The following is a 25,501-nucleotide window of genomic DNA, read 5'->3' as shown; positions in this document are numbered from 1 at the left end:
CGGCACCCGCACCCGCGCCGCTCGCGGCACGACCCGTGTCCGGCGCCAGGCCCGAAGCCGGCGCCATCGCCGCATTCCCGCCGAACTGCCCGCCGCTCGCCGCATTGGCGTGCGCGAGCGCGGTTTCGGCCGTCTCGCCGCGCCCCGGAATCACGATCATCGCGTCGTCCGCGTGCGCGGCCGGGGCGGCGATCCACAGCGCCGCGGCGAGCGCAAACGCACGCCGGACGTGCGTGAGCCGCCCGTTCCTTCCGCGAAGTGCGCTGCCAGTCATCGCCGTATCCCCGATCCGTTGCTCCGCTTCGCATTCTAGGGAGCGGGGCGGTCGCGCAAACGATGAATAGAGGGGGCCTTTGCCGCGTTATTCGCCCGATTGCCGGTTGCGTCCGACGCCTACCATCGCTGTCATGGAAAAAAGCCTCTCGCGTCGCCATCCGGCGCGAGGGGCGTGCAGCGCTTCATACGGAGAGACGCACACATGCTGGACAAACTCGATGCGGAATTCGCGTTCGGCCGACAGGCGCTGGACGTGCGCGCCTACCGGCAGGAACTGCTGTCGTCGAACATCGCGAACTCCGACACGCCCGGCTACCAGGCCCGCGACGTCGATTTCGCGTCGACGCTCGCGCGCTCGCTGAAGCAGGCGGGCGGCGGCCTCGCGCCGAGCAACGCGGCGCAACTGCCGATGGCGCAGCCGGCCGGCGTGACGAACGGGATGTCGATGGTGTCGACGGCGGCGGGCCACATGGCCGGCACCGCGAAGCTGATCCCGACGGGCGGCCCGTCGGACGACTACGGCCGTGCGCAATACCGGATGCCGCTGCAGCCGTCGCTCGACGGCAACACGGTCGATCTCGACGTCGAGCGCGTGCAGTTCGCGAACAACGCGCTGCACTACCAGACCGGGATGACCGTGATGACCCAGCAGATCAAGGCGATGATCGCCGCGATCACGTCGAACCAGTGACGGCGCGTAGCGCCTCCGAATCCGAGCAAAAGGAGCTTCCATGCCCTCGTTGATGAACATCTTCGGCGTCGCCGGCTCGGCGCTGTCCGCGCAGTCGCAGCGCCTGAACGTCACCGCGTCGAACCTCGCGAACGCCGACAGCGCGACCGGCCCCGACGGCAAGCCGTACAAGGCCAAGCAGGTCGTGTTCGCGACCGACCCGATCGGCGGCGCGCGCACCGCGTCCGGCCAGGGCGTGGGCGGCGTGCGCGTGACGAAGGTGATGGACGACCCGTCGCCGATGAAGTCGACCTACGACCCGTCGAACCCGGCCGCCGATTCGAACGGCTACGTGCAGATGCCGAACGTCGATCCGGTGCAGGAGATGGTGAACATGATCTCGGCATCGCGCTCGTACCAGGCCAACGTCGAGACGCTGAACACCGCGAAGACGCTGATGCTCAAGACGCTGACGATCGGCTCGTAAGCCGCGCCGACCGACCTTACCGACCCGACAGTTCCGACAGAAGGCCACCCAGGATGACTTCCTCCAGCACGACGATCGGCAGCAACGGCACCAACGTGTCGAACCTGCCGACCGACACGATGAACACCAACAAAGTGTCGTCGACCAACGGCACGTCGGCGAGCGACCTGCAGGCGACGTTCCTGAAGCTGCTCGTCACGCAGTTGCAGAACCAGGATCCGACCAGCCCGGTCGACAGCTCGCAGATGACGTCGCAGCTCGCGCAGATCAACACGGTGAGCGGCATCGCGCAGCTGAACACGTCGCTCACGTCGCTGTCTTCGCAGCTCACGGCCGGCCAGCAGACGCAGGCCGCGCTGCTGATCGGCACGAACGTGCTCGCGCCGGGCAATGCGGTCGCGGTGAAGAGCGGCGCGGCGTCGCCGTTCGGCGTGTCGCTCGCGAGTTCGGTGTCGAACCTGACGATCACCGTGAAGAACGCGGCGGGCACCGTGGTGAACACGATCAACGCGGGCGCGCAGTCGGCCGGCACCGTGCCGTTCAACTGGACGCCGACCGACGCGGCGGGCAACGCACTGCCGGACGGCAAGTACACCGTCAGCGCGTCGTACACCGACAGCAACGGCACGCCGCAGCCGGCCACGACGCTCGCGGCGTCGACCGTGCAGAGCGTGATCAAGCAGGCGGACGGCACGGCGGGGCTCGTGCTGTCGAACGGCACGACCGTGGGGCTGACCCAGGTCGCCTCGATTTTCCCGAACACCGCGTCGTCGTCCGGCAGCGGCACCACCTCCAACTGATACTGATCGAGCAATCTCGAAACGGAGACCGAAATGGGTTATCAACAGGGTCTGAGCGGCCTCGCGGGTGCATCGAACGCGCTCGACGTGATCGGCAACAACATCGCGAACGCGAACACGGTCGGCTTCAAGTCGAGCACCGCGCAGTTCGCCGACATGTACGCGAACTCGGTCGCGACGTCGACCAACACGCAGATCGGTATCGGCACGTCGCTGAACGCGGTGCAGCAGAACTTCGGCCAGGGCACGATCAACACGACGAGCTCGTCGCTCGACGTCGCGATCAACGGCAACGGCTTCTTCCAGATGTCGAACAACGGCGTGACGACGTACTCGCGCGACGGCACGTTCCAGCGCGACAAGAACGGCTTCATCGTCGACTCGCAGGGCCGCAACCTGATGGGCTACGCAGCCAACGGCGGCGGCGTGATCAACACCGCGCAGACCGTGCCGCTGCAGGCGCCGACGAGCAACATCGCGCCGACCGCGACGACCAAGATCTCCGCGCAGTTCAACCTGAACTCGCAGGACACGGTGCCGACCAAGACGCCGTTCAGCGCGTCCGACAACACGACCTACAACTACTCGACGTCGATCCAGGTGTACGACTCGCTCGGCGGTTCGCAGGCGGTCAACATGTACTTCGTGAAGTCGGCGGCCGGCACGTGGGAAGCGTACGCGGGCGTGCAGGGCGGCGCCACGACGGATCTCGGCACGGTCACGTTCGACTCGTCGGGTGCGATCAAGAGCACGACCACGGGCACGCCGCCCGCGCCGACCACGTCGGTCGGCCAGTTCCAGTTCACGGTGCCGAACACCGACGGCTCGGCGACGCCGCAGAGCCTCACGCTCGACCTGACCGGCACGACGCAGTACGGCGGCAAGGACGGCGTGAACAACCTCGCGCAGGACGGCTACGCGAGCGGCACGCTGACGACCTACACGATCGGCGCCGACGGCAAGCTGACCGGCAACTACTCGAACGGCCAGACCGCGGTGCTCGGCCAGATCGCGCTCGCGAACTTCAACAACCCGAACGGGCTGGTGAACCTCGGCGGCAACCAGTACGCGGAAAGCTCCGCGTCGGGCGTGCCGCAGATCTCGGCGCCGGGCAGCACGAACCACGGCAAGCTGCAGGGCAGCGCGCTGGAAAACTCGAACGTCGACCTCACGTCGCAGCTCGTCAACCTGATCACCGCGCAGCGCAACTACCAGGCGAACGCGCAGACGATCAAGACGCAGCAGACCGTCGACCAGACGCTCATCAACCTGTAAGCGCGGATAACGGGCAGCCATGGACCGACTGATCTACACGGCGATGACGGGTGCGTCGCAGTCGCTCGACCAGCAGGCGATCGTCGCGAACAACCTCGCGAACGCGTCGACGACGGGCTTTCGCGCGCAGCTCGCGACGTATCGCGCGGTGCCGATGAATTTCGGCGACGGCAGCAACATCGACCCGACGACGACGCGCACCTACGTGCTCGCGTCGACGCCCGGCGCCGACTACGCGCCGGGTCCGATCACGCGCACCGGCAACCCGCTCGACGTCGCCGTGCAGGGCGCGGGCTGGCTGGCGGTGCAGGCGGCCGACGGCAGCGAGGCGTACACGCGCGCCGGCAACCTGCACGTCGACGAGAACGGCCAGCTCGTCAACGCGAGCAACCTGCCGGTGGTCGGCAACGGCGGCCCGATCTCGGTGCCCCCGAACGCGGAAGTGACGATCGGCAAGGACGGCACGATTTCCGCGCTGATGCCGGGCGACCCGCCGACGGCGGTCGCGATCGTCGACCAGATGAAGCTCGTGAACCCCGATCCGGCCACGCTCACGCGCGGCAACGACGGGCTGTTCCGTACCGCCGACGGCAATCCGGCCGACGCCGACCCGAACGTGGTCGTCACGCCGAATTCGCTCGAAGGCAGCAACGTCAACCCGGTGACCGCGATGGTCGCGATGATCGACAACGCGCGCGCGTTCCAGCTGCAGTCGAAGCTGATCCAGACGGCCGACCAGAACGAGCAGACGGCGAACCAGCTGCTCAATTTCAGCTGAGCGCCCGCGCCACCCTACGCAGGAGACCTGATAAATGAATCGTTCGCTCTACATCGCCGCGACCGGCATGAATGCGCAGCAAGCGCAGATGGACGTGATTTCGAACAACCTCGCGAACACCAGCACGAACGGCTTCAAGGCGTCGCGCGCGGTGTTCGAGGATCTGCTGTACCAGACCATCCGCCAGCCGGGCGCGAACTCGACGCAGCAGACGGAACTGCCGTCGGGCCTGCAGCTCGGCACCGGCGTGCAGCAGGTCGCGACCGAGCGCCGGTATACGCAGGGCGGCCTCACGCAGACCGGCAACGCGAAGGACGTCGCGATCAACGGCGCCGGCTTCTTCCAGGTGGTGATGCCGGACGGCACGAACGCCTACACGCGCGACGGCGCGTTCCAGACCAACGCGCAGGGCCAGCTCGTCACGTCGAGCGGCTACCAGGTCCTGCCGGCGATCACGATCCCGCAGAACGCGACGTCGCTGACCATCGGCAAGGACGGCGTCGTGACGGTCACGCAGGCGGGCTCGACCAATTCGGTGCAGATCGGCTCGCTGCAGGTCGCGACCTTCATCAACCCGGCCGGCCTCGAAGCGCGCGGCGAGAACCTGTTCTCCGAGACGACGTCGTCGGGCGCGCCGAACGTGTCGCAACCGGGCCTGAACGGCGCGGGCACGCTCAACCAGAACTACGTCGAAGCGTCGAACGTGAACGTCGTGCAGGAGCTCGTCAACATGATCCAGACGCAGCGTGCCTACGAGATCAACAGCAAGGCCGTGACGACGTCCGACCAGATGCTGCAGACCGTCACGCAGATGAAGAGCTAACCGGAACACCCGTCGTCGCCATGAAGCAGGTTCGCCTCCTCCCGTCAGCCACCGTCCGCGCCGCATGCGCGGTCGCGGTGGCGGCGTTCGCCGCCGGTTGCGCGCAGATTCCACGCGATCCGATCATCCAGCAGCCGATGACGGCGCAGCCGCCGACGCCGATGTCGATGCAGGCGCCCGGCTCGATCTACAACCCCGGCTACGCGGGGCGGCCGCTCTTCGAGGATCAGCGTCCGCGCAACGTCGGCGACATCCTGACGATCATGATCGCGGAGAACATCAACGCGACCAAGTCGTCGGGTGCGAACACGAACCGGCAGGGCAATACCGACTTCAACGTGCCGACGGCCGGCTTCCTAGGCGGGCTGTTCGCGAAGGCGAACCTGTCGGCCGCCGGCAACAACAAGTTCGCGGCGACCGGCGGCGCCAGCGCGGCGAACACGTTCAACGGCACGATCACGGTGACCGTCACCAACGTGCTGCCGAACGGCAACCTCGTGGTCAGCGGCGAGAAGCAGATGCTGATCAACCAGGGCAACGAATTCGTGCGCTTCTCGGGTGTCGTGAACCCGAACACGATCTCGGGCGCGAACTCGGTCTATTCGACGCAGGTCGCCGACGCGAAGATCGAATACTCGTCGAAGGGCTACATAAACGAAGCCGAGACGATGGGCTGGCTGCAGCGCTTCTTCCTCAACATCGCGCCGTGGTGATGACGATGCAGAAGACGCTTCTCGCCCGCTTCCCGGCCCGCGCGCATGCCGCCGCGCGGCTCGCCGTCGCGTTCGCGGCCGTGGCCGCGGCGTGCGTATTCGGCGCGGCGCCCGCGCACGCGGAACGCCTGAAGGATCTCGCGCAGATCCAGGGCGTGCGCGACAACCCGCTGATCGGCTATGGCCTCGTCGTCGGCCTCGACGGCACGGGTGACCAGACGATGCAGACGCCGTTCACGACGCAGACGCTCGCGAACATGCTCGCGAACCTCGGCATCTCGATCAACAACGGGTCGGCCAACGGCGGCGCGTCGCAGCTGAGCAACATGCAGCTGAAGAACGTCGCGGCCGTGATGGTGACCGCCACGCTGCCGCCGTTCGCGCGGCCGGGCGAGGCGCTCGACGTCACCGTGTCGTCGCTCGGCAACGCGAAGAGCCTGCGCGGCGGCACGCTGCTGCTGACGCCGCTGAAAGGCGCGGACGGCCAGGTCTATGCGCTCGCGCAGGGCAACATGGCGGTCGGCGGTGCCGGCGCCAGCGCGAACGGCAGCCGCGTGCAGGTGAACCAGCTCGCGGCCGGCCGGATCGTCGGCGGTGCGATCGTCGAGCGTTCGGTGCCGAACGCGATCGCGCAGATGAACGGCGTGCTGCAGCTGCAACTGAACGACATGGACTACGGCACCGCGCAGCGGATCGTGTCCGCGGTCAACTCGAGCTTCGGCCCGGGCACCGCGACGGCGCTCGACGGGCGCACGATCCAGCTCGCCGCGCCGGCCGATTCGGCGCAGCAGGTCGCGTTCATGGCGCGGCTGCAGAACCTCGACGTCAGCCCGGACAAGGCGGCGGCGAAGGTGATCCTGAACGCGCGCACCGGCTCGATCGTGATGAACCAGATGGTCACGCTGCAGAGCTGCGCGGTCGCGCACGGCAACCTGTCGGTCGTCGTCAACACGCAGCCGGTGGTGTCGCAGCCGGGGCCGTTCTCGAACGGGCAGACGGTGGTGGCGCAGCAGTCGCAGATCCAGCTGAAGCAGGACAACGGCGCGCTGAAAATGGTGACGGCCGGCGCGAATCTCGCCGACGTCGTGAAGGCGCTGAACACGCTCGGCGCGACGCCCGCGGACCTGATGTCGATCCTGCAGGCGATGAAGGCCGCCGGCGCGCTGCGCGCCGACCTGGAGATCATCTAAATGGCAGCCAGTCTCCCGAACGCGAACGACCTCACGCAGCGCTTTGCGCTCGACGTGCAGGGTTTCGACGCCCTGCGCGAGCAGGCGAAGCAATCGCCGCGGGCCGGCGCGAAGGCGGTCGCCGGCCAGTTCGACGCGATGTTCACGCAGATGATGCTCAAGAGCATGCGCGACGCGTCGCCCGACGGCGGGCTGTTCGATTCGCATACGTCGAAGATGTACACGTCGATGCTCGACCAGCAGCTCGCGCAGCAGATGTCGACGCGCGGGATCGGCGTGGCCGATGCGCTGATGAAGCAGTTGCTGCGCAATGCGGGGCAGGGCGCGGGCAGCGAAACGGCGGCCGACGTCGGCGCGGCCGGGCTGGGCGCGGACGGCTTCGGCGCGTCCGGCAACGAAGGCGGTCTCGCCGCGATGAACGCGATGGCGAAGGCCTACGCGAACGCGGCCAACAACGGCGGGCTCGCCGGCACGCGCGGCTACTCGGCCGGCAGCGCGCTGACGCCGCCGCTGAAGGGCGCGAGCGGCGTGCAGGATGCCGACGCGTTCGTCGACCGGCTCGCGGCCCCCGCGCAGGCGGCCAGCGCGTCGACCGGCATTCCGGCACGCTTCATCGTCGGCCAGGCCGCGCTCGAATCGGGCTGGGGCAAGCGCGAGATCCGCGCGACCGACGGCTCGACGAGCTACAACGTGTTCGGCATCAAGGCGACCAAGGGCTGGACCGGCCGCACGGTGTCGGCGCTGACCACGGAATACGTGAACGGCACGCCGCGCCGCGTGGTCGCGAAATTCCGTGCGTACGATTCGTACGAGCACGCGATGACCGATTACGCGAACCTGCTGAAGAACAACCCGCGCTACTCGGGCGTGCTGAGCGCGAGCCGCAGCGTCGAAGGCTTCGCGCACGGGATGCAGAAGGCCGGCTACGCGACCGACCCGAATTACGCGAAAAAGCTGATCTCGATCATGCAGCAGATCGGCTGACGGCCCCGTCGGCGACTGCCTGTTGCACCCCTCTGGACCGCGCCCGGCAGCCCGCCGCGCGCGGTTTCAACGTTTGCGCGAAAAAAATCCCCAATTCGATCTAAACTTTCGGTCAGCACTGCCGCTAAGTGTGAGAGACCTGCGACCGGGCCCCGTTCTGGCCCGGTTTTATTGCGCACCGGTTGCCCGGGCGCCCATGACAAGAATGACCGGCTAGCCATGAATATCGAAACGTCGACGGACCCCAGCCTGGATGCAGGCCACTCCGGGCCCGACTATGCCCGCCGCAATCCACTGGAAATCGGCGTGCAGCTGCGCAACCTCGTCAATCGCGGCGATTTCCTGACCGTCCAGTACCCGGGCGGCCAGCTCGTCACGCGCCTGCTCGAGGTGGATGTCGGCGCGCGGACGTTTACGTTCGACTGGGGTGCGCTGTCGGAGCAGAACGCCGGCATCCTCGGCGCGTCGCACTGCACGTTCGCGGCCGCGCCGGAGGGCGTGCGCGTCGAATTCTCCACGGGCACGCCGCGCGAGACGCGCTACGAGGGGCTGCCCGCGTTCGTCGCCGATTTCCCCGACGTGCTGATGTGCATCCAGCGCCGCGAATATTTCCGCGTCGATGCGCCGATCGTCGATCCGTTCCTGTGCCGCGGCAAGCTCCCGGACGGCGAAAGCTTCGTATTCGAGGTGCATAACCTGTCGCTCGGCGGCGTGGGGCTGCGCACGGCCGACGAGCGCGTCGAGGCGCTCGAGGTCGGCACGCTGCTGCCCGACGTCGAGCTCACGCTGACCGGCCACGGCAAGCTGTCGCTCGACCTGCAGCTCGTGTCGCAGCGTTCGACGCAGATGCCGAACGGGTCGCGGCGCTACCAGCTCGGCTTCCGCTACATGTCGCTGCCGGGCAGCGCGGAGAACACGCTGCAGCGGCTGATCACGCAGCTCGAGATGAAGCGCCGCTCGCTCGCGCGGGCCTGACGCGCAAGCGGCCGGCCCCACCCGGGGCGGCCCACACGACGTTTGCGGCACCCTCGGCCGCACGCCTGAACCGGCGACGCGCACGTGCGCGTCGCGCGTGCATTTTTTCCCTCAATTTTTTCGATCGGCGGCCGTTATACCGGGAGTCACGCAACCCGGCGGCCGCGACGCGCGGCCGGCTCATCAGGATCGCGCATGTCCAACACACTCATGAACCTCGGCGTCAGCGGCCTGAATGCCGCGCTCTGGGGCCTCACGACGACCAGCAACAACATCAGCAACGCGGCGACGCCCGGCTATTCGGTCCAGCGGCCCGTGTATGCGGAAGCGAGCAGCCAATACTCGGGCAGCGGTTACATGCCGCAAGGCGTGAACACTGTCACCGTGCAGCGGCAGTACAGCCAGTACCTGAGCGACCAGCTGAACACCGCGCAGACGCAGGGTGGCGCGCTGTCGACGTGGTACACGCTCGTCGCGCAACTGAACAATTACATCGGCAGCCCGACGGCGGGGATCTCGACCGGGATCACGAGCTACTTCACCGGGCTGCAGAACGTCGCGAACAATGCGTCCGACCCGTCGGTGCGGCAGACCGCGATCAGCAACGCGCAGACGCTGGCCAACCAGCTCAACGCGGCCGGCCAGCAGTACGACGCGCTGCGCCAGAGCGTGAACACGCAGCTCACCAGCACCGTGTCGCAGATCAACACGTACACCGCGCAGATCGCGCAGCTGAACCAGCAGATCGCGGCGGCGAGCAGCCAGGGGCAGCCGCCGAACCAGCTGCTGGACCAGCGCGACCTCGCGGTGTCGAACCTGTCGGGCCTGGCCGGTATCCAGGTCGTGCGCAACGACAGCGGTTACAGCGTGTTCATGTCGGGTGGCCAACCGCTCGTCGTCGCCGACAAGAGCTACCAGCTTGCGGCCGTCACGTCGCCGTCGGATCCGAGCGAACTGACCGTCGTGTCGCAGGGGATCGCCGGCGCGAAGCCGCAGGGGCCGAACCAGGCGTTGCCCGATTCGTCGCTGTCGGGCGGCACGCTCGGCGGCCTGCTCGCGTTCCGCAGCCAGACGCTCGACCCCGCACAGGCCCAGCTCGGCGCGATCGCGACCAGCTTCGCCGCGCAGGTCAACGCGCAGAACGCGCTTGGCATCGACCTGTCGGGCAACAAGGGCGGCAACCTGTTCTCGACGCCGTCGCCGACCGTGTACGCGAACCAGGGCAATACCGGCAACGCGTCGCTGTCCGTGTCGTTCGCGAACGCGTCGCAGCCGACGACGAGCGACTACACGCTGTCGTTCGACGGCGCGAACTACACGCTGACCGACCGCGCGAGCGGCGCGGTGGTCGACCAGAAGGCGGGGCCGATGCCGGTTTCGCTCGGCGGGCTGAATTTCTCGACCGCGACCAGCACGCAGATGCAGCCGGGTGACAAGTTCACCGTGCTGCCGACGCGCGGCGCGCTGAACGGCTTCGGCCTCGCCACGACGAGCGCGTTGGCGATCGCGGCAGCATCGCCGGCCGTCACGTCGGCGGCGAGCACCAACACCGGCACGGGCAAGATCACGCTGGGCGGCGTCACCGCGGGCTACCAAGTGCCGACGACCAAGCTGACCTATGACGCGACGGCGAAGACGCTGACGGGTTTCCCGGTCGGCACCACGGTGACGATCGGCACCACGCCGCCGACGTCGGTCACGATCAAAACCCCGACGGACACCGTCCCGTACGATCCGGCGGCCGGTGCGACGATGACGATGTCGGGAACGGCCGCGGGCGCGCTCAACGGCGTGAGCGTCACGCTGTCCGGCGCACCGGCGACCGGCGACTCGTTCACGATCGGGCCGTATGCGGGCGGCACCAGCGACGGCTCCAATGCGCTCGCGCTGTCGAAGCTGGTCAACGCGAAGGCGTTCGGCAACGGCACGATGACGCTCACGGGCGCGTATGCGAGCTACGTGAACGGCATCGGCAACACGACGACCCAGCTGAAATCGTCGAGCGCCGCGCAGACCGGGCTGATCGGCCAGATCACCCAGTCCCAGCAGTCGGTGTCGGGCGTGAACACGAACGAGGAAGCGGCCAACCTGATGCAGTACCAGCAGTTCTACCAGGCGAACGCGAAGGTGATCCAGACGGCGGCGACGCTGTTCCAGACCGTGCTCGGCCTGTTCAATTGACCGGATTCGAAGGATAGAAGCGATGCGGATTTCCAGCGCCCAGTTCTTCCAGCTGAACGTTTCACAAATGAACGATCAGCAGACCCAGCTTGCGCAGCTGTATCAGCAGATCTCGAGCGGTGTGAGCCTGCAGACGGCGGCGGACAATCCGGCCGGCGCGGCGCAGGCCGTGCAGCTGTCGATGACGTCGGCGACGCTGTCGCAGTACGCGACCAACCAGAACGCGGCGCTCGCGTCGCTGCAGGCCGAGGACCAGACGCTGCAGAACGTGAGCACCGTGCTGACGAACACGCAGTCGCTGCTCGTGCGCGCCGGCGACGGTTCGATGTCCGACAGCGACCGCTCGGCGCTCGCCACGCAGCTGCAGGGTTACCGCGACCAGTTGATGACGCTCGCGAACACCAACGACGGCGCGGGCAACTACCTGTTCGCCGGCACGAAGAATTCGGCGGCGCCGTTTTCGACGACGGCGAGCGGCAGCGTCGCCTATGTCGGCGACACCGGCACGCGCCAGGTGCAGATCGCCGATTCGAGCACCGTGTCGCAAGGCGACTCGGGCGCGGCCGTCTTCATGTCGGTGCAGGCGATCGGCAGCTCGCCGGTGCCGTCGGCCGGCGCGGGCAACACGGGCACCGGCACGATCGGCGCGGTCACGGTGACGAACCCGGCGATCGCGACGAACGGCCATCAGTTCTTGATCACATTTGGCGGCACGGCCGCCGCGCCGACCTACACCGTGACCGACAACTCGGTCACCCCGCCGACCACCACGCCGGCGCAGGCCTATTCGTCGGGCGCGGCGATCTCGCTCGGCAGCGGAATGACGGTGGCGGTGTCGGGCACGCCGTCCGCCGGCGACAAGTTTGCTGTCGAGCCGGCGCCGCAGGCGAGCGGCGGCTCGGACGTGTTCTCGACGCTCGACGCGATGATCGCGGCGCTGAAGACGCCCGTGACGGGCAACGCGGTGGCGACCGCGGCGCTGAAGAACGCGCTGATGACCGGCTCGACCAAGCTTGGCAACACGATGCGCAACGTCACGACGATTCAGGCATCGGTCGGTGGCCGCGAGCAGGAAGTCAAGGCAATGCAGGCCGTTAACCAGACCGCGTCGCTGCAGGTCACCAGCAACCTGTCCGACCTGACGAGCACCAACATGGTGACGACGATCAGCCAGTTCCTGCAGATGCAGAACGCGCTGACCGGCTCGCAGAAGGCGTACGCGCAGTTGCAGAACCTGTCGCTGTTCCAGTACATCAACCCCTGATGCAAGCCGCGCCGGCCGCGATGTGAGCGCCCGCTTGCGTCGCGGCCGGCGTCGGTCGCCGCCCGCGCGTGTCCCCGTCCGGGCGGGCGCTTCACCGGGCCGCACCATCGTGCCCCGTTTCGCACATGCGGCAAGCCGCGCATCGTGCACGCTGGCCCCGCTCGGCGGCCCGCTTTTCAGCCTGCTTGCCAGCCCCATTTCCGCTCCGTAAACTCGCGCCAGATTCCAGACCGGCGCATCCTCCGCAGCCGGCGACCGACAGGAGCCCTTTTCCCCCATGTCCGATTCCTACTTCCCGCGCTGGCGGGTGCAATCGACCGGCGCGGCCTCGCGCGTGGTCGGCCCCGACGAGCGCCTCGCGTGGCCGCAGATGGTCGCGATGGGCGTGCAGCACGTCGTCGCGATGTTCGGCTCGACCGTGCTCGCGCCGCTGCTGATGGGCTTCGACCCGAACCTGTGCATCTTCATGTCGGGCATCGGCACGCTGCTGTTCTTCGTGCTGGTCGGCGGCCGCGTGCCGAGCTACCTCGGCTCGAGCTTTGCGTTCATCGGCCTCGTGATCGCGGTGACCGGCTACGGAGGCAGCGGCCCGAACCCGAACATTCCGGTCGCGCTCGGCGGGATCGTCGCGTGCGGCGTCGTGTACGTCGCGCTCGGCCTGCTGGTGCAGGCGATCGGCACGCGCTGGATCGAGACGCTGATGCCGCCCGTCGTGACCGGCGCGGTGGTCGCGGTGATCGGGCTGAACCTCGCGCCGATCGCGGTCAAGGGCGTGTCCGGGTCGACCTTCGAATCGGTGATGGCGCTGGTCACGGTGCTGTGCGTCGGCGGCGTCGCGGTGTTCTCGCGCGGCATGGTGCAGCGCCTGCTGATCCTGGTCGGGCTGGTGATCGCCTACGCGATCTACGCGGTCGCGACCAACGGGATGGGGCTCGGCAAGCCGATCGATTTCTCGATCGTCGGGCAGGCGGCCTGGTTCGGGGTGCCGAGCTTCCGCGCGCCGGTGTTCGATCCGCACGCGATGCTGATGCTCGCGCCGATCGCGGTGATCCTGGTCGCGGAAAACCTCGGCCACATCAAGGCCGTCAGCGCGATGACGGGCACCAGCCTCGATCGCTACGTGGGCCGCGCGTTCATTGGCGACGGGCTCGCGACGATCGTGTCGGGCAGCGTCGGCGGCACGGGCGTGACGACCTACGCGGAGAACATCGGCGTGATGGCCGTCACGCGGATCTACTCGACGCTCGTGTTCGCGGTCGCCGCGGTGATCGCGATCGTGCTCGGCTTCTCGCCGAAGTTCGGCGCGGTGATCCAGACGATTCCGGGCCCGGTGCTGGGCGGCGTGTCGATCGTCGTGTTCGGGCTGATCGCGGTGACGGGCGCGCGGATCTGGGTCGTCAACAAGGTCGACTTCTCCGACAACCGCAACCTGATCGTCGCGGCCGTCACGCTGGTGCTCGGCGCCGGCGACTTCTCGCTGAAGATCGGCGGCTTCGGGCTCGGCGGGATCGGCACCGCGACGTTCGGCGCGATCATCCTGTACGCGATCCTGCGCAAGGAAAAGGAACCGGGCCCGGTGGTCTGAGCTTCCGGCGGGCGGCGTCCTGCCGCCCGCGTCGTCTTTTGCGTCGAACGTCGAGGCGCTACGCGCCGACGTTCGACTGCGTCTGCAGCCACGCGCAGAACTGCGCGACGAGCGGATCGTCCGCCGGCGCGCGCGGCGCGATCCACCAGTAGCTGCGCGTTGCGATGCGCGGCCCCTCCAGCGGCATCACCAGCCGGCCGCTCGCGAGTTCGTCGTCGATCAGCGGCAACGGGCCGAGCGCGACGCCCAGGCCGTCGACAGCCGCCTGCAGTGCCAGGTAGAAGTGGTCGAACGACTGTCGCTTGCGCCCCTTCATCGCCACGCCGGCCGCCGCGAACCAGTCGCGCCAGCCTTCCGGCCGCGTATCCGAATGCAGCAGCACATGGCGCGCGAGATCGTCCGCGCGCGCGATCGGCGCGCGCTTGAGCAGCGCGGGGCTGCAGACCGGAATCACGCTTTCGTCGAGGAAGTGGCCGCTCGTGCAGTTCGGCCAGTGGCCGGGGCCGCGGCGGATCGCGACATCGAAGCCGTCGAGCGTGTCGAGCGGCGCGTTCGACGTCGACAGCTTCAGCTCGACGTTCGGCACGTCGCGCTGGAACCGCGACAGGCGCGGCAGCAGCCATTTCATCGCGAAGGTCGGCAGCGCATTGATGCGCAGCACGCGTGCCGCGCCCGTGTTGCGCAACTGCTCGGTCGCGAGCGCGATGCTGTCGAACGCCGCGCGCACGGTGTCCAGATAGCGGCGGCCTTCGTCGGTGAGCTTCACGCGCTTGCCGTAGCGGTGGAACACCGGCTTGCCGAGCCAGGCCTCGAACCCGGCGATCTGCCGGCTGATGGCACCGTGAGTCACATGCAGCTCGTCGCCGGCGGCGCTGAAGCTTTCATGTCGTGCCGCGGCTTCAAAGGCCCGAAGCGCGGAAAAGGGCGGGAGATCGCGTGCCATGCTTGTGATTCTAGATCACAAGGGCGCGCCGATAAAATCGTTTTGCCGGTATTCCGAACGGCGGTAACCTCGGGTCACCGTTTGATAAGGAACCCCATGCAATCCGCTTCTCCGCCGGCCGCCCCGCCGCCGGCCGCCTCACCCCGCAGCGTCGGCCTCGCCGAGCTGTTCACCGGTTTCCTGTCGCTTGGCCTCATGTCGTTCGGCGGCGCGCTGCCGTTCGCGCGGCGCACCATCGTCGAAGAGCGCAAGTGGCTCTCCGCCGACGAATTCACCGATCTGCTCGGGCTGTGCCAGTTCCTGCCGGGCGGCAACGTGATCAACCTGTCGGTGGCCGTCGGCATGCGCTTTCGCGGCATCGCCGGCGCGTTCGCCGGCATTCTCGGGCTGATCGCGGGCCCGACGCTCGTCGTCGTCGCGCTCGGCGTGCTGTACGCGAAGACGCAGAACGATCCGCGCGTGCAGCACCTGTTCGCGGGGCTCGCCGCGGCGGCAGCCGGGCTGCTCGTCGCGATGGCCGTGAAGGTCTTGAAGCCGCTGCGGCATGCGCGCGCGGCGGCCGGCATCGCGGCGCTCGCGTTCGTCGCGATCGCGGTGCTGCGCATTCCGCTGCTGACCGCGATGCTCGTGCTGACGCCGGTCAGCATCTGGCTCGCGTCGCGGCGCCGCGACGCGGGCACGCCGCAGCCGGCGCCGGCCGCGGCGCGCGACACGCAGCGAGGAGACCGGCCATGAACGACACGCTGATCGCCATCGCGACGATCTTCAGCCAGTTGTCGCTGCTCGCGTTCGGCGGCGGCAACACGATCCTGCCGGAGATGCAGCGGCAGGTCGTCGACGTCCATCACTGGATGAGCGCGCACGAGTTCACCGCGCTGTTCGCGCTGGCCCAGGCCGCGCCCGGGCCGAACATGATGATCGTGTCGCTGGTCGGCTGGCACGTGGCCGGCTGGAGCGGGCTGCTGGTCGCGTCGCTCGCGAAGTTCGGGCCGTCGTCGATCGTCACCGTGCTCGCGCTGCATGCGTGGGAGCGCTTTCGCGACCGGCCGTGGCGCCGCTACGTGCAGCAGGGGATGATGCCGGTCACCGCCGGGCTCGTCGCGGCGAGCGCGGTGCTGATCTCCGAGGCATCGAACCGCACTGCGATCCAGTGGGGCATCACGGCCGCGTGCGCGGTGCTCGCGTGGCGCACGCGCATCCATCCGCTGTGGCTGCTCGCGGGCGGCGCGCTGATTGGCCTGACGGGCATCGGGCAGTGAGCGGCGCACTTTGACCGCCCGTGCGCCATACTGGCGCGAATCTTCACGGGAGGCTCGATGGATCTCGACGGCGCCAGCCGCAATCTCACTGTCGCCGCGTTGCTGACGCTGTCCGGCGGCTACCTCGACGCGTACACGTATGTCGGCCACGGCCACGTGTTCGCGAACACGATGACCGGCAACGTCGCGCTGCTCGGCATCAACCTGTCGGCCGGCGAGTGGGCCGCCGCGCTGCATCACGTGCCGCCGCTCGTCGGCTTCACGATCGCGGTGTTCGTGGCGCACCTGCTCGGGCTTGCCGCGCAGCGCGGCTGGATGAAGCACACGGCGTTCGCGAGCCTGCTCGTCGAGATCGCCTTTCTCGGCGTCGCCGCGAGCGGCCTCGTCGGCGTGTCGAGTGCGTGGCTGATTCCGGGCATCTCGTTCGTCGCGACGCTGCAGACGCTGTCGTTCACGCATCTCGAGGCGCTGTCGTACACGTCGGTGATGACCACCGGCAACCTGCGGCGCGCCGCGCAGAAGCTGTTCGTCGGGCTGATCCCGCGCTGCGACGCGGGTGCGCTGCACGACTCGGCGCTGCTCGCGACGATCAGCTTCTGCTTCCTGGCCGGGGCGGTGGTCGGCGGCCTCGTCACGCGGCTCGTGCCGGAGGTCGCGCTGTGGGGCGCCGTGCTGCTGCTCGTTGGCGCGTTCGCGGAAATCGTGCGGCGTGCGTGGCGCCGCGCGGGGAACGGCGGTGCGGGCGGCGAGGGCAGTAACGACGACGCGGGCGACGGCAGCGACGGGGCGACGCAAACGGCCTGACGGCAACCCGCAACCCGCAACCCGCAACCCGCAACCCGCAACCCGCAACCCGCAACCCGCAACCCGCAACCCGCAACCCGCAACCCGCAACCCGCAACCCGCAACCCGTAACCCGTAACCCGCAACCCGTAACCCGCTGCACCGATCGCGCCGACCATTTCGCCACGATCGGCGTGACCGCGTCGCGCCATCGCCGAACCTTGCCGCGGCGCGCCGCGCGGGCCCGCCGCGCGAACCGTTGTTCCCGGACGACAATCGCGCGATTGCCGCGCATTTCAATTTCTTTCAGCGATTGCAGTCGTCATATGATTCAGCCCACATCGCGCGCGCCAAGAACGTGAGCGATCGCCACCCGGCAGCGCACGCGGCCGGCCATGAATGGAGACACCTACAAAAAGGAAAGCTCATGAAGCAGACCACCCGACTCGCAGCCATCGCAGGGGGCGCCGCGCTCGCATTTGCCAGCCAGTACGCGGCCGCACAAAGCTCGGTCACGCTCTGGGGCGTCGCCGACGCCAGCATCCGTTACCTGACCAACGCCAACGCCAAGAACGACGGCCTGCTGTCGATGACCAACGGCGCGATTACGAACAGCCGCTTCGGCATCTACGGCACGGAAGACCTCGGCGGCGGCCTGAAGGCCGTGTTCAACCTCGAGAGCGGCGTGAACCTGCAGAACGGCGCCTTCGCCGACAGCGGCCGCCTGTTCAACCGCGCAGCGTACGTCGGCCTGCAGAGCCCGTACGGCACGGTGACCCTCGGCCGTCAGAAGACCCCGCTGTTCGACCTGCTGTCGGATACCTACGATCCGCTGACGGTCGGTAACTACCTCGAAAACGCGTGGCTGCCGGTCGCACTCGGCGGCGGCCTGTATGCGGACAACCAGATCAAGTACACGGGCAAGTTCGAAGGCCTGACCGCGAAAGCGATGTACTCGACCGGCACCAACTACGAATCGACCGGCGCGGGCGGCTTCTCGGGCCAGATCCCGGGTTCGCTCGGCAAGGGCAATGCGTGGGGCGTGTCGCTGTCGTACGTGATGGGCCCGCTCAGCATCGCGGCCGGCGCGCAGCAGAACAGCGACAACTCGGCGCGCAAGCAGACGATCTACCACGCGAACGTCGTGTATGCGTTCAGCAAGGCGAAGATCTACGCGGGCTACCTGCGCTCGAAGGACGACACGGGCTTCGTCGACAGCCTGCTCGCACAGCAGACGATTCCGGTCGCGAAGGGCACCGGCCGGATCGACGACGGTCCGTTCGCGGGCGTGAGCTGGCAGGTCAGCGCGCCGCTGACGCTGACGGGCGCGTTCTACTACGACCACATGCGCAATGCGATGACCACCAACGGCACGCTCGCGAGCGGCAACCGCTACGCGATCGTCGGCATCGCTGAGTACGCGCTCAGCAAGCGCACGGAAGTCTACGGCACCGTCGACTTCAACAAGACGAACGGCGCGGCGAACGTCGAACTGCCGGGTCGCAGCAACCAGACCGGCATCGCGATCGGCCTGCGCAATATCTTCTGACGAACGTCGGAACGCATGGGCCGGCTTCGTCCGGCCTGTATCGAAGGGGCGCCGCGAGGCGCCTCTTTTTTTCGTCACGCGACCTTCATGCGCGCGCACGACTATTCGGCGAATGCTTCATCACGAGACCCCCGCGCCGTAAGGGTTTCGTCGGCAATCCAGAACATACTTTTACAGTGCGCGCGACGGCTTTCCGCTACGCTGCGTGCATCGCCCGTTGCGTGCCGCCTGGCGCGCGCGTGCGTCGTTCCGGTTGCGCTCGGCGAGTGCGGCCGGCCTGGTGCGTAACTTGTGTATCCGGTGATGACAATCGCGGTCCGCCGGTTTTTTTTCGTGGGACGATGCGCTCACGATTTTCTTGAAAGGGGATGACGATGGGTATCCTGAACACCGTGGGTGAAATCGCTGGCGCGGTCGCCGCTGTCGAAGGCGCGGAAAAGCTGGATCCGGATGCGGGCCTGCTGACCAAGGCGGCCGCTGCCGTCGCCGGCTTCAAGGGTGCGGAAGCGATCGAAGGCATGCTCGAGAAGAAGAAGGAAGACCAGCCCGAACAGGCTGCAGACGACACGCAGGCGACGGACGGCAGCGACACGTCGCAGGCATGAGCATGGCGGCTGGTCCGGCCGTGGGCGCGCCCTTCGCGCGCCCGGGCGGACCGGTGCCGCGCAGCCGGCAGGTCGGGCATGCGGTCGATCGGTGACGCATGACACACCCGGCGGCTGGTTTGACCGGCGAGAGGCAACGTCTCTCGCCGTTTTTTATTGGGCGCGCGCCGGGCTGCACCGTGCGCCGCAAGAATGCCGGAATCTTGCTATCGTGCCTTCATCCGAACTGCGATGAGGGAATGCGATGGATTTCGACTACGACCTGTTCGTCATCGGCGCCGGCTCGGGCGGCGTGCGGCTCGCACGCATGTCCGCGTCATACGGCGCGCGAGTCGGCATAGCGGAAGAAGAGCAGATCGGCGGCACCTGCGTGCTGCGCGGCTGCATTCCGAAGAAGCTGCTCGTCTACGCATCGCACTACCCGCATGAAGTCGAGGACGCGAAGGGCTTCGGCTGGACCTTCGGCGCCGGCACGCTCGACTGGCCCGCGCTGATCGCCGCGAAGGATCGCGAGATCAACCGGCTCAGCGATATCTACATCAACCTGCTGCGGCAATCGGGCGTCGAGATGCACGCGGGGCGCGCGACGCTCGTCGATGCGCATACGGTCGCGATCGGCGAACGCACGATCCGCGCGCGCCACATCGCGATCGCGACCGGCTCGCGTCCGTCGATGCCGGCGCGGCCCGGCATCGAGCATGCGATCACGTCGCGCGAGGCGCTGTCGCTTGCCGCGCTGCCCCAACGCATCGCGGTGGTCGGCGGCGGCTATATCGCGGTCGAGTTCGCGGGCATCTTCAACGGCTTCGGCAGCCACGTCGACCTGTTCTATCGCGGCGAGAAGATCCTGCGCGGCTTCGACGACGACGTGCGCCAGTTCCTGACCGACGAGATGACGAAACAGGGTGTCACGATCCATGGACGCTCGGTGGTCGAGTCGATCGAGCGCGCGGACGACGGCACGCTGAGCGTGCGCGTCGGCGCTGCGCGGCACGGGCCGTACGACCAGGTGCTTTATGCGACCGGCCGCGTGCCGAACGTCGACGGCCTCGGGCTCGAGCAGGCGGGCGTGATGCTCGACGCGCGTGGCGCGATCGCCGTCGATGCGTATTCGGCGACGTCGGTGCCGTCGATCCACGCGATCGGCGACGTCACGTCGCGGCCGCAGCTCACGCCGGTCGCGACGCGCGACGGCGGGCTGCTCGCCCGCACGCTGTTCGGCGGGTCGCGCGTCGCGGCCGATCACGAATGGGTGCCGTCGGCGGTGTTCAGCCAGCCCGAGGTCGCGACGGTCGGGCTCACGGAGGCGACCGCGCGCGACCTGTACGACGGCGACGTCGATATCTACCGCACATCGTTCAAGGCGCTGCGTCATACGCTGTCGGGCCGCGACGAGCGCACGCTGATGAAGCTGGTCGTCGCGCGCGACAGCCAGCGCGTGGTCGGCGCGCACATGGTCGGCCGCGATGCGGGCGAAATCATCCAGGGCATCGCGATCGCGATTCGCGCGGGCGCGACGAAGGCGCAGTTCGACGACACGATCGGCATTCACCCGACCGCGGCCGAGGAGTTCGTGACGATGCGGCAGAAGGTGGCGGATTAGCGGGGCGCGTCAGCGCACGGCGGCAAACGAACGGCTGCGTGTCGGCGCGGCCGTTTCTCGTTGAGGTGGCCGCCGCTCAATGCACGCCGAACGCGTCGAGCAGCCGGTACCAGCTCATCGCGAGCACCAGCGCCGGCGTGCGCAATGCCTCGCCGCCGGGGAAGTCGCGATGGCGTATCTTGTCGAACAGATCGAAGCGGCTCGCCTGTCCGTTGATCGCCTCGGCGATCAGCTTGCCCGCGAGCGCGGTCGTGTTCACGCCGTGCCCCGAGAACCCCTGCGCGAAATACATCGTCGGCGCGATGCGGCCGAAGTGCGGCGCGCGGTTCATCGTGATGTCGACGAAGCCGCCCCACGCGTAATCGACCTTCACGTCCGCCAACTGCGGGAACGTCTTCAGCATGTCCGCGCGCATCGCCGCCGCGAGATCGCGCGGCTCCCGCGTCGAATAGCTGACCTTACCGCCCCACACGAGCCGCGTGTCGGGCGCCGGCCGGAAATAGTCGAGCACGAAACGGCTGTCGCAGATTGCCGCGCGTGCGGGCATCAGCGCGGCGGCGCGCGCGTCGCCGAGCGGCTCGGTCGCGATCACGTAGGTGCCGACCGGCATGATCTTCTTCGACAGCGCGGGCGCGAGCGTGCCGACGAAGGTATTGCACGCGAGCACGACGAAGCGCGCGCGCACGTTGCCGCCGCTCGTCTCGACCACATGTCCGCCCGTGACGTCGCGCACGCGCGTCACGCAACTGTCCTCGTGGATGCGCACGCCCGCCTCGGTCGCCGCGCGGGCGAGGCCGAGCGTGTAGTTGAGCGGATGCAGGTGGCCGCTGTCCGGGTCGTACAGGCCGCCGCAATAGCGCTCGGACTGCACGTAGTCACCGAGTTCGTCGGCTTCGACGAAGTGGAAGCGGTCGTAGCCGAAGCGCTTCGCGGCTTCGTCGCGCCAGCGCTTCAGCCCGTCGGCATCGCGCTCGGTGTTCGCGGCGGTGAGATAGCCGGGCACCAGCGCGCAGTCGATGTCGTGCTGTGCGATGCGCGACTTCACGAGCGACAACGTTTCGAGCCCCATGTCCCAGATGCGCTTCACGTCGCCTTCCGGCATGAATTGCCCGAACGTGTCGATGTCGCACGCGAACCCGCCGATCAGCTGGCCGCCGTTGCGGCCGCTCGCCGCCCATCCGACCCGCGACGCTTCGAGCACGGTCACCGAATGGCCACGCTCGGCGAGGTTGAGCGCGGCGGACAGGCCCGTGAGGCCCGCGCCGATCACGCACACGTCGGCATCGATCGTGCCGGCGAGCGGCGCGTGGCGGGTCGTATCGTTGGCGGTCGCCGCGTAGTAGGACGCGGCGTGCGGCTGGTTGGCGAATGTCTGCATGGTCAGGAGAACGGTGAAAGTGGGCTCAGAACAGTTCGCGCACGCGGTGGTACAGCATCCCGAGTTCGAGCGCGGGTTGCCGCCACGCGTCGCCGCCGGGGAAGCGGCGGTGACGCATGCGCGCGAACAGGTCGAACGCGCGCGTGTCGCCCGCGATCGCGCCGGCGACCGCGCGTCCGGCGATGCCGGTGAGTGCGACGCCGTGGCCACTGAAGCCCTGGACGTAGAAGAAGTTCGGATCGAGTGCGCCAAAATCCGGCGCGCGGTTGCGCGTGACGTCGACGAAGCCGCCCCACGCATGGTCGACGCGCACGTCGCCGAGCTGCGGGAACACGCCGACCATGCGGCACCGGATCGTTTCGGCGAGTGTGGCGGGCGACGCGCCGGCCGAATTCGCGCGGCCGCCGAACAGCATCCGGTGGTCGGCCGACAGCCGGAAATAGTCGAGGAAGAAGTTGTTGTCGCACACGGCTTCGCGCTGCGCGATCAGCGCGTCGGCGCGCGCCTGGCCGAGCGGCTCGGTCGCGATGATATACGACGCGATCGGTGCGATGCGGGCGGCCGTCGCGGCCGGCAGCACGCCGCCGGGGCCCGCGTTGCAGCACGACACGACGAAGCGGCAGCGCACGTCGCCCGTTGGCGTGCGCACGATGGGCCGCTCGCCGCGCACGATGTCGAGCGCGGGCGTGTTCGCGTACAACGCGACGCCTTCGCGCCGCGCGGCATCGGCGAGGCCGAGGCAGTACTTGAGCGGATGCAGGTGGCCCGACAGCGGATCGTAGACGCCTGCGAGATAGCGCGTCGATGCGATGCGCGCGCGGATCTCGCCGGTGTCGAGCCACGACAGCGACGGATGGCCCCAGCGCTGGGTCGCGGCGTCCATCCACGCGTGCAGGTCGTCGATGCGGCGCGGTTTCGTCGCGACCGTCAGGTAGCCGCGCGTGAAGTCGCAGTCGATCCCGTAACGCGCGATCCGCTCGGCGATCAGCGCGACGCCGTCGAGCGACAGCGACCACGCGGCGCGCGCGCCGTCGGCGCCGAGCTGCCGCTCGACTTCCTCGTCCTTCGCGAAGCCGGTGATCGCCTGGCCGCCGTTGCGGCCCGACGCGCCCCAGCCGGGCCAGTGTGCGTCGATCACCGCGACGGACAGCCCACGTGCGCGGCAGTCGAGCGCCGTCGACAGGCCCGCGAAGCCGGCGCCGATCACGCAGACGTCGACGTCGATCGTCCCGTCGAGCGCCGGGTCGTCCACGGCGGGGCGCACGGCCGTCGCTTCGTAGTACGAGTCGCGCGCGAGCGCGTCGGCGCGGCGGGTGAAAGACTGCGTCATGAATCCGACTCCCTTGTTGCAGCCGGCGGCGGTGCATCGCGAACCGTCATCCGGCCGGTAAAAACGGCGCGGGACGCCGTGCGCGCGGCACGGCGTCCCGCGCGGGCTGCATCAGAACGAATAGATGAACTGCGTCGCGAGCAGGTCGTTGGACTTGCCATACGATCCGTCGTTGCGCAGGAACACCTTGTTGTTCGCCCAGTCGTGGCGGTATTCGACCTTCACGGTGATCTGCTGGGTCGGATAGAACAGCAGGTCGAGCGCGACATCCTGGCGCACGGCCCCCTTGCACTCGAAGCCCAGGCCGCCACCGGCCTTCGACATCGCGAGGCAGTCCGCGTCGACGCCGAAGCCGTTGCTCGGATCCATCCCGTTGCCGTTCAGCGCGATGCCGCCACCGCCGCCGCCGTTCTTCGAGTTGGCGAGCAGGTCGTAGCGCAGCGTCACGCCCATGCGGCCGACCACCGGCGCGTTGAACTTGCGGTGCGCGAGCAGCGACAGGCCGTACCATTGCGCGAGCCCGCCGTTGAACGCCGCATGCTGCTGACGGCCGTAGTCGACTTCCGCGTTGTACTGAATGTCGGCGAGCGTGTAGGTCGCGTCGAGTTCACCGAAGAAGAACGAACCGTAGCCGCTCGGTGCCGCTCCGCCCGGGCCATAGTGGACGACGCCGTTCGCATCGATCGCGCTGGCGAGCGTCTGGCGGCCGATGTTGAAGGAACCGCCGAGATCGAGCGCACTCGACCACGTGTAGTCCGCGCGTGCGGTGAAGGTCGGCACCTTGTTGCTGGTGGTGATCGGATCGCCGAGCGCGTTGGTGCCCGTCGTCGTGACCGAACCGTACGTGCGGTACTGCTCGTTGCCGAGGAAGAACTTCCACGCCCAGTTGCCCTTCGTGTAGTTCGCGCCGATCCCGACGTAGCTGCCCGGATCCGAGAAATCGTACAGCAGGTTGTGCGTGAGCGTGAGCATCTGGTTCGACTGCTGCACCTCGTAGCCGCCGAAGCTCGGGATCAGGCCGGCGACCAGCGTCGTTTCGGCGGTGATCGGCACGTTGATGACCGCGGTGTTCAGCAGGTTGTCGGTGATCGAGCCGCGCGAGTTCTGCAGCAGCGTGATGCCGTTGCCGCGGTTCGGCATCAGCGTGATTTCCGCCGACGGCGCCATCGGGCCGACGCCGAACGTCTTCTTGATGTCGAGGTAGAGATCGCCGAACGTGCTGTTGAAGTAGTTGTACGCGTTCTCGTGGTTCGCGAACAGGAACGACGACGTGCCGGCCGCGCGGTTGTATATGTAGGTCGGGTCGATGTAGCCCGTCACCGACAGGCCGGCCAGCGGGCCCGTGTTGGCCGCGTCCGTCAGCGAGTCGACCTTCAGCTGCTGGTTCGCGATCTGCTGCTTCATTTCGCCGACCTCGTCGTTGGTCAGCGTGGCCTGCGCCTTGCCGTAGTCCGGCGAGCCCGGGTCGACGGCCACGGCGGCCGGCGCGGCGCCGGCCCCCGCCTTCGTGCCGGCCTGGGCGGTCGCGGTGCCGCCCTTCGCCGACAGTTGCGCCTGCATCGCCTTCATCTGTTTCTGCAGCGCCGCGACCTGCGCCTGCAGCGCCTTGATCTCGGCGGATGTCGAGTCGGCCAGCGCGATGCCCGGTAACGCGCCGGCCACCAGCAGGCAGATCAGTTTCTTCTTCATTGCGGATTCTCCTTGTCGTGTGCCTGTCAAATCGGAATCGAATCGCGCGCCCCCCCTGGGGCGGCGCGTCTTGCTTGTCTGCAGTGCTTGTTATCTTGGGAACGGGAGGCGATGCGTCACGCCACCGCGAACGCCGCCTTCATGTCGGCGATGCGGCGCCGCTCGCGCGCGATCATCATCCGGTTCACGACGATCACGCCGATCGTCACCGCCGTGATGAACAGCGTCGCCAGCGCGTTCATCTCCGGGTTCAGCCCCAGCCGCACGCGCGAGAACACCACCAGCGGCAGCGTCGTCGAGCCCGGCCCGGACAGGAACGCCGACAGCACCAGGTCGTCGATCGACAGCGTGAACGACAGCA

The 25,501-nt window shown here is 68.2% G+C and carries 23 protein-coding genes and 2 pseudogenes; 19 read left to right on the top strand and 6 right to left on the bottom strand.

The features are described 5' to 3' along the window. Nucleotides 1-274, bottom strand: a pseudogene (locus tag F3J15_RS31880) (flagellar biosynthesis protein FlgA); the annotation flags it as partial. 204 nt (nucleotides 275-478) lie between these two features. Here F3J15_RS31880 and flgB point away from each other — a divergent pair. The 13 genes from flgB to F3J15_RS31815 all read left to right on the top strand — a co-directional run bounded on the left by flgB (nucleotide 479) and on the right by F3J15_RS31815 (nucleotide 14,001). Continuing rightward, on the top strand, nucleotides 479-967 hold the full coding sequence (flgB, locus tag F3J15_RS31875) for a flagellar basal body rod protein FlgB (RefSeq protein ID WP_069249073.1): 489 nt from the start codon (nucleotides 479-481) through the stop codon (nucleotides 965-967). 40 nt (nucleotides 968-1,007) lie between these two features. Continuing rightward, nucleotides 1,008-1,433 carry a flagellar basal body rod protein FlgC gene (flgC, locus tag F3J15_RS31870; protein ID WP_011353470.1) on the top strand — a complete coding sequence of 142 codons (426 nt, stop codon included), beginning with the start codon at nucleotides 1,008-1,010 and terminating at the stop codon, nucleotides 1,431-1,433. Nucleotides 1,434-1,486: 53 nt separating this feature from the next. Next, nucleotides 1,487-2,233, top strand: coding sequence for a flagellar hook assembly protein FlgD (locus tag F3J15_RS31865; RefSeq protein WP_089446589.1), 747 nt, complete (start codon nucleotides 1,487-1,489; stop codon nucleotides 2,231-2,233). Between the two features lie 33 nt (nucleotides 2,234-2,266). Then, nucleotides 2,267-3,508 (top strand): flagellar hook protein FlgE, encoded by a 1,242-nt coding sequence (gene flgE, locus F3J15_RS31860; protein WP_089446588.1) that lies wholly within the window; start codon nucleotides 2,267-2,269, stop codon nucleotides 3,506-3,508. Between the two features lie 19 nt (nucleotides 3,509-3,527). After that, nucleotides 3,528-4,286: a flagellar basal-body rod protein FlgF gene (gene flgF / locus F3J15_RS31855; protein ID WP_089446587.1), complete on the top strand. Its 759-nt coding sequence runs from the start codon at nucleotides 3,528-3,530 to the stop codon at nucleotides 4,284-4,286. A 34-nt stretch (nucleotides 4,287-4,320) separates the two neighbouring features. Then, entirely contained in the window at nucleotides 4,321-5,109 is a 789-nt protein-coding gene (flgG, locus tag F3J15_RS31850; protein ID WP_089426514.1) for a flagellar basal-body rod protein FlgG, read from the top strand. A 20-nt stretch (nucleotides 5,110-5,129) separates the two neighbouring features. After that, nucleotides 5,130-5,822, top strand: a complete 693-nt coding sequence (gene flgH, locus F3J15_RS31845) for a flagellar basal body L-ring protein FlgH (protein ID WP_069249068.1) — start codon at nucleotides 5,130-5,132, stop codon at nucleotides 5,820-5,822. Next, on the top strand, nucleotides 5,822-7,012 hold the full coding sequence (locus tag F3J15_RS31840; protein WP_205191089.1) for a flagellar basal body P-ring protein FlgI: 1,191 nt from the start codon (nucleotides 5,822-5,824) through the stop codon (nucleotides 7,010-7,012). The genes flgH and F3J15_RS31840 overlap by 1 nt, the downstream gene beginning before the upstream one ends. After that, a complete protein-coding gene (gene flgJ / locus F3J15_RS31835) occupies nucleotides 7,013-7,996 on the top strand; it encodes a flagellar assembly peptidoglycan hydrolase FlgJ (RefSeq protein WP_166896177.1) in 984 nt (327 codons plus the stop codon). 219 nt (nucleotides 7,997-8,215) lie between these two features. Next, complete coding sequence (locus F3J15_RS31830; RefSeq protein ID WP_069249066.1) at nucleotides 8,216-8,971, top strand: flagellar brake protein; 756 nt, start codon at nucleotides 8,216-8,218, stop codon at nucleotides 8,969-8,971. A 195-nt stretch (nucleotides 8,972-9,166) separates the two neighbouring features. After that, the gene (gene flgK, locus F3J15_RS31825; RefSeq protein ID WP_166896175.1) at nucleotides 9,167-11,152 is read left to right on the top strand and encodes a flagellar hook-associated protein FlgK; all 1,986 of its coding nucleotides are present in this window, start codon (nucleotides 9,167-9,169) and stop codon (nucleotides 11,150-11,152) included. Between the two features lie 22 nt (nucleotides 11,153-11,174). Continuing rightward, entirely contained in the window at nucleotides 11,175-12,416 is a 1,242-nt protein-coding gene (flgL, locus tag F3J15_RS31820) for a flagellar hook-associated protein FlgL (protein ID WP_166896173.1), read from the top strand. Between the two features lie 277 nt (nucleotides 12,417-12,693). Continuing rightward, a complete protein-coding gene (locus F3J15_RS31815; protein ID WP_046544247.1) occupies nucleotides 12,694-14,001 on the top strand; it encodes a solute carrier family 23 protein in 1,308 nt (435 codons plus the stop codon). A 58-nt stretch (nucleotides 14,002-14,059) separates the two neighbouring features. Here F3J15_RS31815 and F3J15_RS31810 read toward each other — a convergent pair whose 3' ends face one another. Then, complete coding sequence (locus F3J15_RS31810; RefSeq protein ID WP_069249062.1) at nucleotides 14,060-14,944, bottom strand: transcriptional regulator GcvA; 885 nt, start codon at nucleotides 14,942-14,944, stop codon at nucleotides 14,060-14,062. Nucleotides 14,945-15,040: 96 nt separating this feature from the next. Here F3J15_RS31810 and F3J15_RS31805 point away from each other — a divergent pair, with 96 nt between their 5' ends. The 6 genes from F3J15_RS31805 to gor all read left to right on the top strand — a co-directional run bounded on the left by F3J15_RS31805 (nucleotide 15,041) and on the right by gor (nucleotide 20,743). After that, on the top strand, nucleotides 15,041-15,679 hold the full coding sequence (locus F3J15_RS31805; RefSeq protein WP_166896171.1) for a chromate transporter: 639 nt from the start codon (nucleotides 15,041-15,043) through the stop codon (nucleotides 15,677-15,679). Further along, nucleotides 15,676-16,203, top strand: coding sequence for a chromate transporter (locus F3J15_RS31800; protein WP_043184629.1), 528 nt, complete (start codon nucleotides 15,676-15,678; stop codon nucleotides 16,201-16,203). Before F3J15_RS31805 ends, F3J15_RS31800 begins: the two co-directional genes overlap by 4 nt. 57 nt (nucleotides 16,204-16,260) lie before the next feature. Continuing rightward, nucleotides 16,261-17,007 (top strand): YoaK family protein, encoded by a 747-nt coding sequence (locus F3J15_RS31795; protein ID WP_166896169.1) that lies wholly within the window; start codon nucleotides 16,261-16,263, stop codon nucleotides 17,005-17,007. A gap of 406 nt (nucleotides 17,008-17,413) precedes the next feature. Further along, the gene (locus tag F3J15_RS31790) at nucleotides 17,414-18,535 is read left to right on the top strand and encodes a porin (protein ID WP_039369128.1); all 1,122 of its coding nucleotides are present in this window, start codon (nucleotides 17,414-17,416) and stop codon (nucleotides 18,533-18,535) included. 374 nt (nucleotides 18,536-18,909) lie between these two features. Further along, complete coding sequence (locus tag F3J15_RS31785) at nucleotides 18,910-19,140, top strand: hypothetical protein (protein WP_069249385.1); 231 nt, start codon at nucleotides 18,910-18,912, stop codon at nucleotides 19,138-19,140. Nucleotides 19,141-19,384: 244 nt separating this feature from the next. After that, nucleotides 19,385-20,743, top strand: coding sequence for a glutathione-disulfide reductase (gene gor / locus F3J15_RS31780; RefSeq protein ID WP_166896167.1), 1,359 nt, complete (start codon nucleotides 19,385-19,387; stop codon nucleotides 20,741-20,743). A 76-nt stretch (nucleotides 20,744-20,819) separates the two neighbouring features. On the opposite strand, the gene F3J15_RS31775 is transcribed toward gor, so the two are convergent. The 4 genes and pseudogenes from F3J15_RS31775 to F3J15_RS31760 all read right to left on the bottom strand — a co-directional run. Beyond that, complete coding sequence (locus F3J15_RS31775) at nucleotides 20,820-22,121, bottom strand: FAD-binding oxidoreductase (protein ID WP_166896165.1); 1,302 nt, start codon at nucleotides 22,119-22,121, stop codon at nucleotides 20,820-20,822. Between the two features lie 25 nt (nucleotides 22,122-22,146). Further along, the gene (locus F3J15_RS31770) at nucleotides 22,147-23,451 is read right to left on the bottom strand and encodes an FAD-binding oxidoreductase (RefSeq protein ID WP_166896163.1); all 1,305 of its coding nucleotides are present in this window, start codon (nucleotides 23,449-23,451) and stop codon (nucleotides 22,147-22,149) included. A 111-nt stretch (nucleotides 23,452-23,562) separates the two neighbouring features. Next, entirely contained in the window at nucleotides 23,563-25,140 is a 1,578-nt protein-coding gene (locus tag F3J15_RS31765; protein ID WP_089446577.1) for a DUF3138 family protein, read from the bottom strand. 116 nt (nucleotides 25,141-25,256) lie between these two features. Next, nucleotides 25,257-25,501: pseudogene (locus tag F3J15_RS31760) on the bottom strand (putrescine ABC transporter permease PotI); the annotation flags it as partial.

It is taken from the genome of Burkholderia sp. Ap-955 (assembly GCF_011753045.1).
GTDB classification, from domain to species: domain Bacteria; phylum Pseudomonadota; class Gammaproteobacteria; order Burkholderiales; family Burkholderiaceae; genus Burkholderia; species Burkholderia lata_D.
This window is presented reverse-complemented; position numbering and strand designations above follow the sequence as displayed.

Excerpts from the sequence above, each read along its gene's own strand:
- F3J15_RS31785 (WP_069249385.1), top strand. The coding sequence starts at position 18,910 with ATGGGTATCCTGAACACCGTGGGTGAAATCGCTGGCGCGGTCGCCGCT.
- flgC (WP_011353470.1), top strand. The coding sequence starts at position 1,008 with ATGCCCTCGTTGATGAACATCTTCGGCGTCGCCGGCTCGGCGCTGTCC.
- flgG (WP_089426514.1), top strand. The coding sequence starts at position 4,321 with ATGAATCGTTCGCTCTACATCGCCGCGACCGGCATGAATGCGCAGCAA.
- gor (WP_166896167.1), top strand. The coding sequence starts at position 19,385 with ATGGATTTCGACTACGACCTGTTCGTCATCGGCGCCGGCTCGGGCGGC.
- F3J15_RS31765 (WP_089446577.1), bottom strand. The coding sequence starts at position 25,140 with ATGAAGAAGAAACTGATCTGCCTGCTGGTGGCCGGCGCGTTACCGGGC.
- flgL (WP_166896173.1), top strand. The coding sequence starts at position 11,175 with ATGCGGATTTCCAGCGCCCAGTTCTTCCAGCTGAACGTTTCACAAATG.
- F3J15_RS31795 (WP_166896169.1), top strand. The coding sequence starts at position 16,261 with ATGGATCTCGACGGCGCCAGCCGCAATCTCACTGTCGCCGCGTTGCTG.
- F3J15_RS31800 (WP_043184629.1), top strand. The coding sequence starts at position 15,676 with ATGAACGACACGCTGATCGCCATCGCGACGATCTTCAGCCAGTTGTCG.
- F3J15_RS31770 (WP_166896163.1), bottom strand. The coding sequence starts at position 23,451 with ATGACGCAGTCTTTCACCCGCCGCGCCGACGCGCTCGCGCGCGACTCG.
- flgJ (WP_166896177.1), top strand. The coding sequence starts at position 7,013 with ATGGCAGCCAGTCTCCCGAACGCGAACGACCTCACGCAGCGCTTTGCG.
- F3J15_RS31840 (WP_205191089.1), top strand. The coding sequence starts at position 5,822 with ATGACGATGCAGAAGACGCTTCTCGCCCGCTTCCCGGCCCGCGCGCAT.
- F3J15_RS31775 (WP_166896165.1), bottom strand. The coding sequence starts at position 22,121 with ATGCAGACATTCGCCAACCAGCCGCACGCCGCGTCCTACTACGCGGCG.
- F3J15_RS31830 (WP_069249066.1), top strand. The coding sequence starts at position 8,216 with ATGAATATCGAAACGTCGACGGACCCCAGCCTGGATGCAGGCCACTCC.
- flgF (WP_089446587.1), top strand. The coding sequence starts at position 3,528 with ATGGACCGACTGATCTACACGGCGATGACGGGTGCGTCGCAGTCGCTC.
- F3J15_RS31815 (WP_046544247.1), top strand. The coding sequence starts at position 12,694 with ATGTCCGATTCCTACTTCCCGCGCTGGCGGGTGCAATCGACCGGCGCG.
- flgH (WP_069249068.1), top strand. The coding sequence starts at position 5,130 with ATGAAGCAGGTTCGCCTCCTCCCGTCAGCCACCGTCCGCGCCGCATGC.
- flgK (WP_166896175.1), top strand. The coding sequence starts at position 9,167 with ATGTCCAACACACTCATGAACCTCGGCGTCAGCGGCCTGAATGCCGCG.
- flgE (WP_089446588.1), top strand. The coding sequence starts at position 2,267 with ATGGGTTATCAACAGGGTCTGAGCGGCCTCGCGGGTGCATCGAACGCG.
- F3J15_RS31805 (WP_166896171.1), top strand. The coding sequence starts at position 15,041 with ATGCAATCCGCTTCTCCGCCGGCCGCCCCGCCGCCGGCCGCCTCACCC.
- F3J15_RS31865 (WP_089446589.1), top strand. The coding sequence starts at position 1,487 with ATGACTTCCTCCAGCACGACGATCGGCAGCAACGGCACCAACGTGTCG.
- F3J15_RS31790 (WP_039369128.1), top strand. The coding sequence starts at position 17,414 with ATGAAGCAGACCACCCGACTCGCAGCCATCGCAGGGGGCGCCGCGCTC.
- F3J15_RS31810 (WP_069249062.1), bottom strand. The coding sequence starts at position 14,944 with ATGGCACGCGATCTCCCGCCCTTTTCCGCGCTTCGGGCCTTTGAAGCC.
- flgB (WP_069249073.1), top strand. The coding sequence starts at position 479 with ATGCTGGACAAACTCGATGCGGAATTCGCGTTCGGCCGACAGGCGCTG.